Origin of the sequence: Sphaerisporangium krabiense (genome assembly GCF_014200435.1) — a bacterium.
In the GTDB taxonomy this organism is placed as follows: domain Bacteria; phylum Actinomycetota; class Actinomycetes; order Streptosporangiales; family Streptosporangiaceae; genus Sphaerisporangium; species Sphaerisporangium krabiense.
The window spans coordinates 50,677-64,972 of the sequence record NZ_JACHBR010000003.1; the positions used below are offsets into that span (position 1 = coordinate 50,677).

Consider the following 14,296-nt stretch of genomic DNA (forward strand, 5'->3'; position numbering starts at 1 on the left):
CGAGAAAGGGGCGAAGCGGAACATCGTGGGCGCGGCGCGCACGGCGAGCGCCGGTCAGGAGCACCGCCGGCCCCCCGGAGCGAGAGCCCGAGCGAGCCCCGCTAGTATGTCCGAACCCGCGAGCATGCCCTCATCTTGACCTTTGTGACTCATCAGCGTATGTTGCGGCATTCGCAGTCTGACCCATGAGAAGCGAAGACCCGAGGCACGCCGCCATGAGCACCGTCGCCGCGACTTCGCGGTAGGAGGCCGAGCCGATCGATGCCGAGCGTCTACTGCACGCAGTGCGGCAATGCCAACCCTGAGGACGCCCGTTTCTGCTCACGCTGCGGGTCGCCGCTGAGCCGTCCCGAGAGCACGCCGCTGGGGGACACCACCTCCACGATCTCCCTCAGCGGGATCGAGGCGATGGACTCGGAGACGACCGGGCAGACGCTCCTACCCGATCGCGCGGCCGTCGACCAGCTGCCGCCGGGCACGGCGCTGCTGGTCGTGATGCGCGGGCCGAACGCCGGGAGCCGCTTCCTGCTCGACAGCGACCTCACCACCGCGGGCCGCCACCCCGAGAGCGACATCTTCCTCGACGACGTGACGGTGTCGCGCCGCCACGCCGAGTTCTACCGGCGCGGCGACTACTTCACCGCCCGCGACGTCGGCAGCCTCAACGGCACCTACGTCAACCGGGAGCGCATCGAGGAGCACCCTCTGACCGGCGGTGACGAAGTCCAGATCGGCAAGTTCCGGCTGGTGTTCCTCACGCGTGGGTGAGGTGGGACGGTGATGAGCGCGCAGGCCGCCCGGGCGTTCATGAGCATCGGGGAGGTCCTGGAGATCCTCCGGGCGGACTTCCCCGACGTCACCGTCTCCAAGATCCGCTTCCTGGAGGGCGAGGGGCTCATCGAGCCCCAGCGCTCGCCCTCGGGGTACCGCAAGTTCACCCACGCCGACGTCGAGCGCCTGCGCTACATCCTCACCGCCCAGCGCGACCGCTACCTGCCGCTGCGCGTCATCAAGGACCATCTGATGACCGCCGGCCCGCAGGACGCGCCGCTGGGCGGCCCCCGCCCCGTCGGCGACCCTCCCGCGCCCGAGGTCCGGCTGACCCGCCCCGACCTGCTGGAGGCCGCGGGCCTGGACGAGGAGACCCTCGCCGAGCTGGAGGACTACGGGCTGATCACGCCCGTCGCCCGCTGGTACGACGCCGAGGCCCTCACCGTCGCCAGGGCCTGCGGCGCGCTCGCCGGCTTCGGCCTGCACCCCCGCCACCTGCGGACGCTGCGGGCCGCCGCCGAGCGCGAGGCCGGGCTCGTCGAGCAGGCCGTCGCGCCCCTCATGCGCCGCCGCGCCCCGGGCGCCGCCGGCCAGGCCGAGGAGACCGCCCGCGAGATCTCCGGGCTGCTCCAGGAACTGCGCACCGCCCTGGTGAGGACCGGTCTGCGGGGCATTCTCGGCCGGTGACGGAGCCGCCCGGACATTTCGGGGTGGGAGGATGTTACGTTGAATTTTGCGGCGATGGTCACGCCGCGAGCTGAGAGCCGTAAGGGAGCAGGCCCGGAGCGGGCCGGTGACCCAATGGGACGGAGCCGCGTGTGTTGCAGATGGAGGTCGTGGGGGTCCGCGTGGAGATGCCCACCAACCAACCCATCGTCCTTCTGAAGGAGGCGAAGGGTGAGCGATATCTGCCGATCTGGATTGGCATGACCGAGGCCACGGCCATCGCGTTGGCACAGGCCGAGGAGCCACCTCCGCGGCCGCTCACCCACGACTTGTTCAAGGACGTGATCGAAGCCCTCGGCGTGCGGTTGCAGGCGGTCAACATCGTGGCGCTGCGCGACGGGATCTTCTTCGCCGACCTGGTGTTCTCCAACGGGGTCGAGGTGAGCGCGCGCCCCTCGGACTCGATCGCGCTCGCGCTGCGCACCGGCACGAGCATCTTCGCCAGTGAGGACGTGGTGCGCGAGGCCGGTGTCATCATTCCCGACGACCAGGAGGACGAGGTCGAGAAGTTCCGCGAGTTCCTGGACACGATCACCCCGGAGGACTTCGGCCGTGCGGGGTAGCCCAGTGCGCCATATCGGGCATTTACGCTTCACGACGCGCCGGGCGGGATCGTTGACTGAGCATCGCACCGGTCCTACGGTGCAAGGGAAACCACGGTTGTAATTCACGAACCCCCAGATCAGACCGTGGGATGAGAGAAAGCCGGAGGTCCGCAGTGGCGGTCAGCAGCGGCGAGGGAAAGACGGCCGACCAGCACGATCCGGCCCAGCGCCGGTCGGCTCGGGAGCGCGCGGGAGAGCAGGGCCTGCTGTTCGACGAGCGGCCGGCGTCGCTGCCCGCCGACGTGGGATACCGCGGCCCGACGGCCTGCTCGGCGGCCGGCATCACCTACCGGCAGCTCGACTACTGGGCGAGGACCCAGCTCGTCGAGCCGTCGGTGCGGCCGGCGCATGGCTCGGGCTCGCAGCGGCTCTACAGCTTCCGCGACATCCTGGTGCTCAAGGTGGTCAAGCGCCTGCTCGACACCGGGGTGTCGCTCCAGCAGATCCGCACCGCGGTCCAGCACCTGCGCGAGCGCGGGGTCAACGACCTGGCGCAGATCACGCTGATGAGCGACGGCGTGAGCGTGTACGAGTGCACCTCGGCCGACGAGGTCATCGACCTTCTGGAAGGCGGCCAGGGCGTGTTCGGCATCGCCCTCGGCGGCGTCTGGCGCGAGGTCGAGGGCACCCTGGCGGAGCTGCCGGGGGAACGCGTGGAGCCGGCCGCCACCACGGAGGACCACCCGGGTGACGAGCTGGCTCGGCGCAGGAAGGCCCGCAGGACGGGCTGACCGGCTCCCGCCCCCCGGTGGGGGAGCGGCGGGAATCGGCAGGACGGTCCCCGGGTTCGCGGGACGGCGGTGTGGGGCCGCACGCGGCGAACCCGGCGCCGGCGCGCGCCCGCGTGGCGGGGCGGTACTGGGGTAGCCTTCCGCCCGTGACGGGCGGGTACAGTTGGTGCAAGGCTTACGACCCCGCGCGGGAGAGTCCCGAGGGCACGAGCAGGCGCCGCGGCCGCGGCGCCCGCCCGCTGGCCCGGGCGCCGAAGGAGCAACCTCCCCGGAATCTCTCAGGCACACGTACCGCGCGGGTGAGGCGACTCTGGAAAGCAGGCATGCCCGCCAGGCGTGCCTCACCGACGGTGCAAGCCCCCCGCGGGGGGTGAAGCTCTCAGGTCGCGGCACGCGCCGCGCTGACAGAGGGGGAGACGGCACACGCGCGCCACGCGCCCGGTCTCAACCCTTCAGGAGGGCCTCCATGACCGATCGGTCACCGCTTCGCGACCTGTCCGCGCCGCCCTTCGCCACGCGGCACATCGGCCCCTCCGACGCCGAACAGGCCCGCATGCTGCAGGCCGTCGGTTACGCCTCGGTCGCCGACCTGGTCGCCGTCGCGGTCCCCGGCATGATCCGCGCCGAGGGCCCGCTGCGCCTGCCCCCGGCGGCGAGCGAGACCGAGGCCATCGCCGAGCTGCGCGCCCTGGCCGGGCGCAACCGCCTGCTCACCTCCATGATCGGCCTGGGCTACCACGACACGATCACCCCGGCGGTCATCCGGCGCAACCTGCTGGAGAACCCCGGCTGGTACACCGCCTACACCCCCTACCAGCCGGAGATCTCCCAGGGCCGCCTGGAGGCCCTGCTGAACTTCCAGACCGTGATCGCCGACCTCACCGGCCTGGACGTCGCCGGCGCCTCCCTGCTGGACGAGGCCACCGCCGCCGCCGAGGCGATGACGCTGGCCCGCCGCGCGGGCCGCGCCAAGAGCCCGGTGTTCGTCGTGGACGCCGACGCGCTCCCGCAGACCAAGGCCGTGCTCGCCACCCGCGCCGAGCCCCTCGGCATCGAGCTGGCCGAGGCCGACCTGTCCGAGGGCCTGCCCGGCGGCGAGCTGTTCGGCGTCCTGGTCCAGTATCCGGGCGCGAGCGGCCGGCTGAAGGACTTCCGCGCCCTGGCCGAGGAGGCGCACGCCCGCGGCGCGCTGGTGGTCGCCGCCGCCGACCTGCTGGCCCTCACCCTGGTGGAGTCGCCCGGCTTCCTCGGCGCCGACATCGCCGTGGGCTCCTCCCAGCGCTTCGGCGTCCCCCTCGGCTTCGGCGGCCCGCACGCCGCCTACATGTCGGTCCGCGAGGGCCTGCAGCGGCAGATGCCCGGGCGCCTGGTCGGGGTGTCCCAGGACGCCGACGGCCGGGCCGCCTACCGCCTGGCCCTGCAGACCCGCGAGCAGCACATCCGCCGCGAGAAGGCCACCAGCAACATCTGCACCGCCCAGGTCCTGCTCGCCGTCATCGCCGGCACGTACGCCGTCTACCACGGCCCCGAGGGGCTCAGGCGCATCGCCCAGCGCGTCCACCGGCACGCCGCCGTCCTGGCCGCCGGGCTGCGCGGCGCGGGCGTCGAGGTCGTGCACGAGGCGTTCTTCGACACGGTCCTGGCCCGGGTGCCCGGCCGGGCCGGAGAGGTCGTGGCCGCCGCCCGCGCCCGCGGGATCAACCTGCGCCACGTGGACGCCGACCACGTGGGCGTCGCCTGCGACGAGACCACCACCGGCGGCCACCTGGCCGCGGTCTGGGAGTCCTTCGGCCTCGAGGGCGTCGTGCTGGAGGACGTGGACACCTCCGCCTCCGACGCCCTGCCCGGCGAGCTGCTGCGCTCCACCGAGTACCTGGCCCACCCGGTGTTCCGCGCGCACCGCTCCGAGACCGCGCTGCTGCGCTACCTGCGCAGGCTCCAGGACAAGGACATCGCGCTCGACCGGTCGATGATCCCGCTCGGCTCGTGCACGATGAAGCTCAACGCCACCACCGAGATGGAGCCGATCACCTGGCCCGAGCTGGCCGGCCTGCACCCCTACGCGCCCGCCGAGCAGGCCGAGGGCTACCTCGCGCTCATCGCCGACCTGGAGCGCTGGCTGGCCGAGGTCACCGGCTACGACGCGGTCTCGCTGCAGCCGAACGCCGGCTCCCAGGGCGAGTTCGCCGGGCTGCTGGCCATCCGCGCCTACCACCGCGCCAACGGCGACCTGGAGCGCGACGTGTGCCTCATCCCGTCCTCGGCGCACGGCACCAACGCCGCCAGCGCCGTCATGGCCGGCATGCGGGTGGTCGTGGTGGCCTGCGACGACCAGGGCAACGTGGACCTCGCCGACCTCGACGCCAAGATCGGCAAGCATCGGGACCGGCTCGCCGCGATCATGGTGACCTACCCCTCCACGCACGGGGTGTACGAGGAGACGATCACCGCGATCTGCGCGCGCGTCCACGAGGCCGGCGGCCAGGTCTACGTCGACGGGGCCAACCTCAACGCCCTGGTCGGGCTGGCCAAGCCCGGCGCGTTCGGCGCCGACGTCTCCCACCTGAACCTGCACAAGACCTTCTGCATCCCGCACGGCGGCGGCGGCCCGGGCGTCGGCCCGGTCGCGGTGCGCGCCCACCTGGCGGCCTACCTGCCCGGCCACCCGCTGCGGGACGGCGGGCCCGTCGGGCCGGTCTCGGCGGCGCCCTACGGCTCGGCGGGCATCCTGCCCATCTCGTGGGCGTATGTGCGCATGATGGGCGGTGAGGGCCTCACGGCGGCCACCGAGCAGGCCATCCTGTCGGCCAACTACCTCGCGCGCCGGCTCGCCCCCCACTACCCGGTGCTCTACACCGGCCGCGAGGGCCTGGTGGCGCACGAGTGCATCGTGGACCTGCGCCAGATCACCAAGGAGACCGGCGTCACCGTCGACGACGTCGCCAAGCGGCTGATCGACTACGGCTTCCACGCGCCCACCATGTCCTTCCCGGTGGCGGGCACCCTGATGATCGAGCCCACCGAGAGCGAGGACCTGGCCGAGCTGGACCGCTTCGTCGACGCCATGATCGCGATCAGGGGCGAGATCGCCAAGGTCGCCTCCGGCGCCTACGACCGCGCCGACAACCCCCTGCGGAACGCCCCGCACACCGCCGACTGCCTGGTGGCCGACGACTGGCAGCACCCCTACACCCGCACCGAGGCGGCCTACCCCGTCCCGGCGCTGCGCGAGGGCAAGTACTGGTCGCCGGTCCGCCGCATCGACCAGGCCTACGGCGACCGCAACCTGGTGTGCTCCTGCCCCCCGCTGGAGGCCTACGAGGACTGACGTACGCCGCCCCGGAGGCCGTCCCGATCGGCATAATATGTCGCGCGCGACGGCGCCTTCCGCGTCGCGAGACCCGCGGTTCCCCCACTCCCCCCACGCGGAGAAGAGGTCTTGATGGCGGCGCACGAGGTGGACTCCGGCCGGCGGATCGACGACGCGCGACGGCTCGCCGAGAGCGGCGAGCTGGACGCGGCGGCGGAGATCTTCGCCGAGCTGGCCGCCGACGACGGTGAGGCCGACCGCGCCCAGGCGGCCGTCGGCCTGGCCGTGGTCCTGGAGCGGCGCGGCGACGTCGCCGGGTCCAGGGCCGCCGCCCGCACGGCCCTGGCCACCGGCCACCCGGAGTACGCCGCCCAGGCGGCCTGCCTGCTGGCCCGCGGGTTCGAGGAGGAGGACCTCGGCGACCAGGCCCGCGCCGCCTGGCAGGCGGTGATCGGCCTCGGCACGCCGGCCTACCTGCCCGCGGCCCACATGGCGCTGGCCCGCATCGCCGAGGGCCAGGGCGACGACGCGGCGGCCGAGACCGCGCTGCGGGCGGCGCTGGCCACCGGCGACCCCGTGACGGCCTCCCGGGCGGCCCAGCTCCTGGCCGGGCGGCTGCTGGAGGACGGCGCGCCGGGGGAGGCCGCCGACGTGGTCCTCGAGGCCCTGCAGGTCCCCGACGCCGCCGAGCAGGGCCGGCTGCGCGTGATGCTCGGCATGGCCCACCTGGACCTGGCGTGCGGCGAGTTCGCCTCCGCCGCCGAGGAGGGCGGCGACCCCGACGGCACGGCGCTGGCGATCGAGCTGCTGGCCCGCGTGCTCCCGCTGCGCGGCAGGGACGCCGACGCCGCCACGGTGTGGGAGTACGGCCTCGGCCACCCCGACGAGGAGGTCGCCTCCCAGGTGCGCCTGCGCCGGGCCCGCGACGACGCGGCCTTCGCCGGCGACGCCCCGGACGACACGCGGGCTCCGGACGCGGGCGAGGACGAGGACGAGGACCGGCGCTCGTGAGACGGCGTCGCCGGGCTTGACCGCGGTGAGGGCGCCGCCATCGCACCCGGGACGCGATGGCGGCGCTCCCGCCGGTGATTCACTCTCCTGCGGCGTCTCTCCGGGCGGGCGCGGTCAGACGCTCTCGCCCAACTGCTCGGCCACCCGCTCCAGGCCGCCCTTGATGAGCCGCCCGTACTCGTCGTCGCCGAGCGCGCCGATCCCGGCCCGGGCCCGCTGGAGGTGCTCACGGGCGCGATCGAGATCGCCCAGCTTGCGATGGCACTCGCTCAGGTTCAGGTGCAACGACGGATACAGGCCCGCCACCGAGATCGTCACCCCGGCCTGCGCGATCCCCTCGTCGGTGACCCGGTCGGCGGCGGCGAGCGCCCGCAGATCCCACGTCAGCTCCTGCCGCACGTCGTCCTGCACATCGGCCATCGAGTGGGCGAGGACGCAGACGTGCAGCGGATCGCCCTGCTCGCCGCCGATGTCCTCCCAGATCTGGGCGAACAGGTCGCGGGCGGCGTCACGCTGACCTTGGTGGTGATGCAACTCCACCCCCTGGCCGATCCGGGCCGGCGTGGGATCGGTGGTCATCGGCCCTTGCGGCGGCCGAAGGCGGCGGCGACGTTGACGAGCACGATGCCCGTCCAGGCCAGGAACAGCCCCCCGGGCCCGGCGCCGGCCGCGGCGATCGCCGTGAGCGGGACGCCGATGCCCAGCGATCCGAGCGCGATCGGGAGCGAGGGGTCGACCCGCTGGGCGTGGTGCTTGCCCGGCGCGGGCTGCGGGCCGCCGAGGGGCGGGGCGTAGCCGTCCGGGTGCCCGTTCTGGGTGGCCACCGCCGCGCGCACCCGGGCGTCGATCGTGGTGTCCAGCTTGTCGAGGAACGACTCGATCAGCGCGTTCTCGTAGTCGGGCCCGAGATCGCGTCTGGCCTCGACGGTCGCCCGCAGCTCATCGCGTGGATTATCCGGCACCGTCATAATCTGTCATGGACGTCCGGCCGAGGGCATCCCCCGTGAGAAGTAGCGGAGTCCTCCGCAGGTACGGTGTGCGCCATGCGCATCGTGACGCCGAGCGGCCCGGCGATCGTGGAGGTGGACGAGGTCCCCGATCCGCGGTTCCTGTTCGTGCTCACCCACGGGTCCGCCGGGGGAGTGGAGTCGCCCGACCTGCTGGCGGTGCGCGACGCGGTCACCGGCGTCGGCGGGACGGTGGCACGGGTGCTTCAGCCGTTCCGGGTGGCCGGGGCCCGGGCTCCGGGGTCGGCCGTCCGCCAGGACGCGGCGTGGACGGCGCTGGTGGCCGAGCTGCGGCGCCGGTTCCCCGGCCTGGCCCTCGTGCAGGGAGGGCGGAGCAACGGGGCGCGGGTGGCGTGCAGGACCGCGCGCGCCGCCGGGGCCGAGGCCGTGGTGGCGCTGGCCTTCCCGCTGCGCCCGCCGGGCAGGCCCGACCGCTCACGGGCCGGCGAGCTGCGCGAGGCGGGCGTGGACGTACTCGTGGTGAACGGCGACCGCGATCCCTTCGGCGTCCCCGACGTCGCGGACGCCGCCGAACTGGTCGTGCTGCCGGGAGAGGCGCACGAGTTCAAGAAAAACCCCGCCCGGGTGGGCGAGGTGGTCGCGCGGTGGCTCGGCCCCCGTTACGCGTGAGGGTGTCAGGCCGCGCTGATCGCGAGGTCGGTGGGGCGGTGCGGCGCGATGATCGCACCGTCGGGCAGGAGCTCCCCGGTGTCCTCGAAAAGCACGATGCCGTTGCACAACAGGCTCCACCCCTGCTCAGGGTGTGCCGCGATCGTGCGGGCGGCTTCGCGGTCCGGCGCGGTGGTGGTCGGACAGGACGGCTCATGCGGGCACATCGGCGTGCCTCCGGATCTCTCTCTCGGTCTGGTGTCCGGCCGGGGTTCTCGGCGTGGGGGCTTTCGCCCGCCCCGATTCCCCCGCCCCCGTCGGACGGGGCCGAACGCTTTGCTGTCGATGTGTGTGCTGGCACACACTTACAGAGTAAGTGTGCTGCGGGTCACACGCGGGCGACATAGCCCATTAGGACGGTTTAGATCCTTCGATTAGGGGGGTCAAGGGGGCCGACAGGGCTGGTCTCATGCGGTGTGACCTGCGGCACAAGCGTGCCCCAGCCAAGATAACGGTCTCAATACGACTCGCCGCCGAACGGATAAACGAATGGTTACGCCGGGGCGAGCCCTCTGAGCACGGCCTCCAGGCCCCGCTCGAAGGCGTCCACGGCCTCCTCGGCCGGCTCGGCGCCCCCGGGCCCCGAAAGGGCGGCCGGACCGGGCTCCGGGAGGGGGAGGGCGTCCTCCTCGTCGCCGTCCGGGCCCGCGGCCCAGCCGGAGCGCTGGATCTCCACCGCGACGCTGCCCATCACGAAGGCCCGCAGGGTGCGGACGGCGCGCGCCGCGTCGTCCAGGCCCGCCTCGGCGAGCTGCTCGGTCTGGTCGCGGATCGCCATCAGCGCGGTGCCCCGGGGCGGCTTGGTCAGCGCCAGGGCCAGCACGCCGGGGTGGTCGAGCAGCGCCGTCCTGGCGGCGCGGGCCCACGCGCGCGCCACCTCCTGCCAGCTCGCCGCGCCGGACGGCTCGACGGCGACGGTGGTGACGTGCTCGGCCAGCGCGTCCATCAGCGCTTCCTTGCCGCGCGGGAGGTGGTGGTAGATGGCCATCGCCTCCACCTGCAGCGCGTCGCCGAGACGGCGCATGGTCAGCCGCCGCAGGCCCTGGCCGTCGGCGATGTGGAGCGCCGCCTCGATGATGCGCTCGCGGGACAGGGGAACGGGAGGTCGTTTCGCCGGCATGCCGCCATGATCCACAATTTGGCTTACTTTGTAAAGGGCGCCACGCCGGTCCGCGAACCCGGGCGCTCCCGGAGCGGCGTACGCTAGGGCGTGCGACAAGCGCCGGATCACCGGCGAAAGGCCGAGAAAGGGCAGGGCGATGGCGTTTTTCCGTCCGAGGGTGAGCCGGGAGGCGGAGGTCAGGCACCACGCCGACCAGGAGGTCGGGAAGGGCTTCGCCCAGGTGCTCCACAAGGCGCGCGAGGCCGAGAGCGAGCTGCGCCGGGCGCAGGCCGAGGGCGCGGGCACCGCCGAGCTGCGCGCCGCGGGCCTGGCCTTCGACCGCGCGCTGACCGACGCGCTGCGCACCGCGGAGGCGGCCCGCCGGGCGACTCTGGGCGTGCGCGCCTACGACGACCGCATCCGCCGCCGCAAGGGGGTCGCCACGCCCGAGGGCGCCAGGTGGACCGCCGAGGTCGACCGTCTGCGCACCCTGCGCGAGGAGAACCGCCTCACCGGCATCGTCCGCGCCCCGCGCGCCTACCCCTCCGGCGCCGGCACCGCCCCCACGCACTAGAGAACGGCGCCGGAAAACGGACCGGCCGGCTCGGGTGGACCGAGCCAGCCGGGACGAACGGCGCGCGGGTGGTCAGCTCGCCCAGTCGAGCAGGGGCCGGGTGTTGCTCGGGTGGCGGAGCTTGGAGAGGGACTCCTTCTCCAACTGGCGGATCCGCTCCCGGGTCAGGCCCAGGTGCTTGCCGATCTCGTCCAGCGTGTGCGGCTTGCCGTCGATCAGCCCGAAGCGCAGCGCCATGATCTTGGCCTCGCGCGGGGTCAGGTTGTCCAGCACGCCGCGCAGCTCGGCGCCGAGGAGCTGACGGTCCACGACCTCGGAGGCCTCGGGCGCGTCGACGTCCTCGATCAGGTCGCCGATCGTGGTCTCGCCGTCCTCGCCGATCGTCGCGTTCAGGCTGATCGGCTGGCGGCTGGTGCGCAGGAGCTCCTCGATCTGGTCGGGGGTCTTGTCCAGCTCGACCGCCAGCTCCTCAGGGGTCGGCTCGCGGCCCAGCCGCTGGTGCATGTCGCGCTCGACGCGCGACAGCTTGGACAGCAGCTCCAGCACGTGGACCGGCAGGCGGATCGTGCGCGCCGAGTCGGCGAAGCCGCGCTGGATGGCCTGGCGGATCCACCACATGGCGTAGGTGGAGAACTTGTACCCCTTGGAGTAGTCGAACTTCTCCACCGCGCGGATCAGGCCGAGGTTGCCCTCCTGCACGACGTCCAGCAGGGCCATGCCGCGGTCGGTGTACTTCTTGGCGACCGAGACCACCAGGCGGAGGTTGGCCTCCAGCATGTGGTCCTTGGCGCGGCGGCCGTCCTCGACGACCCACTCCAGCTCGGTGCGCTCCTGCTCGCCGGGCGAGCCGGTCTCCAGCTTGTGCTCGGCGTACAGGCCCGCCTCGATGCGCTTGGCCAGCTCGACCTCCTCGGCCGCGGTCAGCAGCGTGCGGCGGCCGATGGACTTGAGGTAGGTATGCACCGAGTCGCCCATGACCGAGGACTGGTCGTCCAGGTCGAGGGTCTCGCCCTGCAGCTCGGCCTCGTCGGGCTCCTCCCAGGAGTCCTCCGGGCCGGGCTCGTCCTTGGAGGCGGGCCGCGCCGGGGCGGGCGGGGCGGCGGTCTTGTGTGCGGCCCGGCCGCGCCGGGGGCGGGCCTCGGCGGTCTCCGCGGTGGTCGCGGCGCCGGCCGCCCGGACGCCGGTGTGCGCGGGCTTGGAGGTGGTGGTGCTGGTCATTGCGCTCTTCGCCGTGGTCTTCACTGTGGTGCTCTTACGGGTCTTCCCGGCCGGGGCGCCCGCCTGCGTGGCGGGTTCGTTCTCGGTCGCCAGGCTCACGCCGGCCTCGGTGAGCTCGCGCAGGATGGAACGGCCCTTGGCCGGGCCGACCCCCGCCGACGAGAACGCCTCGCGGAGATCCGCGAGGGAAAGGTGACCCTGCGCTCGTCCTTGGTCGAGGATCCGGGCGAGGGCCGTCGCGGGCGCCTCGCTCTCGGCCGGGGCCGCCGCGGTGGTTCTGGGCATGAGCACACCTCCTCCGTCACGGAGTCGTCGGTTTCAGTCGATGGGATGGCGCGGCGTTCGCGTTCGGCGCACCAGTATCAATAACGCCGGAGGCCGTGGTTTGTTCCCGCCGCCCGCAAGACCGTGCCTGATCAACTCCTGTTCCTCGGCTTCATCGTCCCTGGTGGCATGCCCTCTGCCCCGGATCGGGCCTTCGACACCGCCCGCCGCGAGGCGGCCCCGGGATCCCCCTCGGGGGCGGTTCCGGCCCGTCCGCGCGGCCCGTTCCCGGCGCGGAACCGGCGCGGCATGAAAGAAGGCGGGCCGCCGTCCTGGCGCCCGCCTTCCCCGGCTCGCGGCCCCGGCGTCAGCCGGTGGGCTTCTTGGTGGGGGTCTTCTCCGGGGTCAGGACCGGGATCGGCAGCGGCTCGGCGTCCTCGAGGCGCTTCTCGGTCCAGAACTCCGCCACCTTGCGCGGGTCGCCGTTGACGTCGGGGTCGGTGACCACGAACGTCTCCGGCGAGCGGGTCGGCTCGGCGTTCTGGGGGATCTCGGGGCCGGGGATCTGGCCGGGAGCCTCGCCCGGGCCGTAGGTCTCGGAGGTCTTCGACCCGGCCTTGTCGGCCTGTTCCACCCGGCCGGACGCGGCGGCGGCCGCGACGGAGATTCCCCCGGCGAGGACCACACCGGTCACCGCGGCGGAGATCCACATCTTGCGGGTTGGCTTCATCAAGGCGTCCTTCCTGGGTCCAGCTGTCCTTTAAGACGCGCCGGAGGCTGCTTCCGGTTCCCTTGACGGGACATTGTGGTCAAGAAAGATCGCCTGTGCCAACAAACCGGGAAATCTCTTCTCTTATCGCGACAAGGTCATGTTTGCCGTTCGGGAGCAGCGGCAACCGGTCCACCAGCCGCACCGCGCGCGGCGCCGCGTACCCCGGCAGGCGCGTCTTCACGTGCGCGCGCAGCTCCGCCAGCGCCGGGGGAGCGGCGGGATCGGCGGGCACGACGACCGCGACCACCTCCTGTCCCCACTCCGGGTGCGGCCGGCCCAGCACGACGGCCTCCCGCACGCCCGGATGCCCGCCCAGCACCCCGGCCACCGTCCCGGCGACGACCTTGCGCCCCCCGGTGTTGATCACGTCGTCCGCGCGGCCCAGCACCCGCAGCCTGCCCCCCTCGACCGTGCCCAGGTCGGAGGTCACGTACCAGCCGCCGTCCATGGCCGCCGCCGTCAGGTCGGGCCGCAGCCGGTACCCGGCGAACAGCACCGGCCCGCCGAGGCGGATCCGCCCGCCGGGGCCGGCCGCCACCCGTACGCCGTTCAGCGGCACGCCGTCGTAGACGCAGCCCCCGCACGTCTCGCTCATGCCGTACGTCGTCACCACGCGCACCCCCGCGTCGCGGGCCGCCTCCAGCAGGCCGGGCGGGGGCGCGGCGCCGCCGAGCAGCACCGTGCGCAGCCCCGCCAAGGGCACCCCGGCGTCGAGCACGCGGCGGAGCTGGGTGGGGACCAGAGAGACGTGGTCGGCGCCCGCGGCGGCCACCGCGCCGGGGGAGAACCGCTCGTGGACCACCGGCTCCGTGCCGCCGAGCAGCGCCCGGACCAGCACCTGCAGGCCGGAGACGTGCGAGGGGGGAAGGCAGCACAGCCAGCGCTCGCCCGGGCGCGCGCCGATCCGCTCCAGCGAGGCGGTCGCCGAGGCGACCAGCGCGGCGGCGGGCAGCTCCACCCCCTTGGGCGTGCCCGTGGACCCGCTGGTCGCGATGATCGCCGCGACCGCGCCGTCCGCCGGCACCCCGCCGGGCAGGGCCTCGACGCCGCCGGCGGTGACCAGGTGCGTGGGGCGCAGGGCCGCCAGCGTCGCCCGCAGCGCGGGGCCCGGCAGGGAAGGATCGAGCGGCAGCACGGCCGGGCCGCCGCCGAGGAGCGCCTCACGGACCTTCTCCAGAACCAGCGGGCCGGGAGTGCCGAGTACCGCGTGCACCGGACGCTCACCCACGGTCGTAAGGTTAGTCCCGATGGGAGGCGTCCCCCGCGCGGGGCGCCTCGTGGCCGTGCCGGGCCGAGTGAGGAGCGAGACTGACAGTGGGCACCGTCGACTGGAACCGGCCCGGCGAGCACCAGCATCCCCTCAGCGTCCATCCCGCCCGCGTCCGGCCGGTCCGCGATCATCTGGTCGGTATCGGTCCGTTCGGTGTCGGCCCGGCCCGCGATCACTCGGTCCGCGTTCATCTAGTCCGCGTTCATCTAGTCCGCGTTCCTCGGGTCCGTGTTCGTCCGGTGGGTATTCGTCCGGTCCGCGTCGCC

Annotated in this window: 15 protein-coding genes and 1 riboswitch; of the genes, 8 read left to right on the forward strand and 7 right to left on the reverse strand. The window is 73.5% G+C overall.

The features are described from left to right. The first annotated feature begins 261 nt into the window (after positions 1-261). The 6 genes from BJ981_RS35180 to BJ981_RS35205 all read left to right on the forward strand — a co-directional run bounded on the left by BJ981_RS35180 (position 262) and on the right by BJ981_RS35205 (position 7,154). Positions 262-768 (forward strand): FHA domain-containing protein, encoded by a 507-nt coding sequence (locus BJ981_RS35180; RefSeq protein ID WP_184617836.1) that lies wholly within the window; start codon positions 262-264, stop codon positions 766-768. Between the two features lie 12 nt (positions 769-780). After that, a complete protein-coding gene (ftsR, locus tag BJ981_RS35185; RefSeq protein ID WP_184617837.1) occupies positions 781-1,458 on the forward strand; it encodes a transcriptional regulator FtsR in 678 nt (225 codons plus the stop codon). A gap of 131 nt (positions 1,459-1,589) precedes the next feature. After that, entirely contained in the window at positions 1,590-2,060 is a 471-nt protein-coding gene (locus BJ981_RS35190; RefSeq protein ID WP_184617838.1) for a bifunctional nuclease family protein, read from the forward strand. Between the two features lie 155 nt (positions 2,061-2,215). Then, positions 2,216-2,833, forward strand: coding sequence for a MerR family transcriptional regulator (locus tag BJ981_RS35195; RefSeq protein WP_184617839.1), 618 nt, complete (start codon positions 2,216-2,218; stop codon positions 2,831-2,833). 178 nt (positions 2,834-3,011) lie between these two features. Further along, positions 3,012-3,137, forward strand: a riboswitch (glycine riboswitch). Between the two features lie 162 nt (positions 3,138-3,299). Further along, entirely contained in the window at positions 3,300-6,161 is a 2,862-nt protein-coding gene (gcvP, locus tag BJ981_RS35200; protein ID WP_184617840.1) for an aminomethyl-transferring glycine dehydrogenase, read from the forward strand. Between the two features lie 114 nt (positions 6,162-6,275). Further along, complete coding sequence (locus tag BJ981_RS35205; protein WP_184617841.1) at positions 6,276-7,154, forward strand: hypothetical protein; 879 nt, start codon at positions 6,276-6,278, stop codon at positions 7,152-7,154. Between the two features lie 114 nt (positions 7,155-7,268). Here the strand turns inward: BJ981_RS35205 and BJ981_RS35210 are convergent, their stop codons facing one another. Both BJ981_RS35210 and BJ981_RS35215 read right to left on the reverse strand, forming a co-directional pair. Continuing rightward, the gene (locus BJ981_RS35210; protein WP_184617842.1) at positions 7,269-7,733 is read right to left on the reverse strand and encodes a tetratricopeptide repeat protein; all 465 of its coding nucleotides are present in this window, start codon (positions 7,731-7,733) and stop codon (positions 7,269-7,271) included. Beyond that, a complete protein-coding gene (locus BJ981_RS35215; RefSeq protein ID WP_204070071.1) occupies positions 7,730-8,116 on the reverse strand; it encodes a hypothetical protein in 387 nt (128 codons plus the stop codon). Before BJ981_RS35215 ends, BJ981_RS35210 begins: the two co-directional genes overlap by 4 nt. Positions 8,117-8,197: 81 nt before the next feature. Here BJ981_RS35215 and BJ981_RS35220 point away from each other — a divergent pair, with 81 nt between their 5' ends. Further along, positions 8,198-8,791, forward strand: coding sequence for an alpha/beta hydrolase family protein (locus BJ981_RS35220; RefSeq protein WP_184617844.1), 594 nt, complete (start codon positions 8,198-8,200; stop codon positions 8,789-8,791). Positions 8,792-8,796: 5 nt separating this feature from the next. On the opposite strand, the gene BJ981_RS35225 is transcribed toward BJ981_RS35220, so the two are convergent. Together BJ981_RS35225 and BJ981_RS35230 are read right to left on the reverse strand one after the other, a co-directional pair. Beyond that, complete coding sequence (locus BJ981_RS35225; RefSeq protein WP_184617845.1) at positions 8,797-8,997, reverse strand: DUF5999 family protein; 201 nt, start codon at positions 8,995-8,997, stop codon at positions 8,797-8,799. Positions 8,998-9,323: 326 nt separating this feature from the next. Next, the gene (locus BJ981_RS35230; RefSeq protein ID WP_184617846.1) at positions 9,324-9,950 is read right to left on the reverse strand and encodes a TetR/AcrR family transcriptional regulator C-terminal domain-containing protein; all 627 of its coding nucleotides are present in this window, start codon (positions 9,948-9,950) and stop codon (positions 9,324-9,326) included. 160 nt (positions 9,951-10,110) lie between these two features. On the opposite strand from BJ981_RS35230, the gene BJ981_RS35235 reads away from it, so the two are divergent. Beyond that, positions 10,111-10,506, forward strand: a complete 396-nt coding sequence (locus BJ981_RS35235; protein ID WP_239139052.1) for a hypothetical protein — start codon at positions 10,111-10,113, stop codon at positions 10,504-10,506. A gap of 72 nt (positions 10,507-10,578) precedes the next feature. Here BJ981_RS35235 and BJ981_RS38850 read toward each other — a convergent pair whose 3' ends face one another. The 3 genes from BJ981_RS38850 to BJ981_RS35250 form a co-directional block, all read right to left on the reverse strand. Beyond that, a complete protein-coding gene (locus tag BJ981_RS38850; protein WP_239139053.1) occupies positions 10,579-12,009 on the reverse strand; it encodes an RNA polymerase sigma factor in 1,431 nt (476 codons plus the stop codon). A 346-nt stretch (positions 12,010-12,355) separates the two neighbouring features. Next, positions 12,356-12,718, reverse strand: coding sequence for a hypothetical protein (locus BJ981_RS35245; RefSeq protein WP_184617848.1), 363 nt, complete (start codon positions 12,716-12,718; stop codon positions 12,356-12,358). 79 nt (positions 12,719-12,797) lie between these two features. Next, positions 12,798-13,988 (reverse strand): AMP-binding protein, encoded by a 1,191-nt coding sequence (locus tag BJ981_RS35250; protein WP_184617849.1) that lies wholly within the window; start codon positions 13,986-13,988, stop codon positions 12,798-12,800. Positions 13,989-14,296 lie beyond the last annotated feature (308 nt).

What these genes read in the sequence shown, in the direction of transcription:
- BJ981_RS35180 (WP_184617836.1), top strand. Translation starts at nt 262, where the DNA reads ATGCCGAGCGTCTACTGCACGCAGTGCGGCAATGCCAACCCTGAGGAC.
- ftsR (WP_184617837.1), top strand. Translation starts at nt 781, where the DNA reads ATGAGCGCGCAGGCCGCCCGGGCGTTCATGAGCATCGGGGAGGTCCTG.
- gcvP (WP_184617840.1), top strand. Translation starts at nt 3,300, where the DNA reads ATGACCGATCGGTCACCGCTTCGCGACCTGTCCGCGCCGCCCTTCGCC.
- BJ981_RS35205 (WP_184617841.1), top strand. Translation starts at nt 6,276, where the DNA reads ATGGCGGCGCACGAGGTGGACTCCGGCCGGCGGATCGACGACGCGCGA.
- BJ981_RS35210 (WP_184617842.1), bottom strand. Translation starts at nt 7,733, where the DNA reads ATGACCACCGATCCCACGCCGGCCCGGATCGGCCAGGGGGTGGAGTTG.
- BJ981_RS35220 (WP_184617844.1), top strand. Translation starts at nt 8,198, where the DNA reads ATGCGCATCGTGACGCCGAGCGGCCCGGCGATCGTGGAGGTGGACGAG.
- BJ981_RS35225 (WP_184617845.1), bottom strand. Translation starts at nt 8,997, where the DNA reads ATGTGCCCGCATGAGCCGTCCTGTCCGACCACCACCGCGCCGGACCGC.
- BJ981_RS35230 (WP_184617846.1), bottom strand. Translation starts at nt 9,950, where the DNA reads ATGCCGGCGAAACGACCTCCCGTTCCCCTGTCCCGCGAGCGCATCATC.
- BJ981_RS38850 (WP_239139053.1), bottom strand. Translation starts at nt 12,009, where the DNA reads ATGCCCAGAACCACCGCGGCGGCCCCGGCCGAGAGCGAGGCGCCCGCG.
- BJ981_RS35245 (WP_184617848.1), bottom strand. Translation starts at nt 12,718, where the DNA reads ATGAAGCCAACCCGCAAGATGTGGATCTCCGCCGCGGTGACCGGTGTG.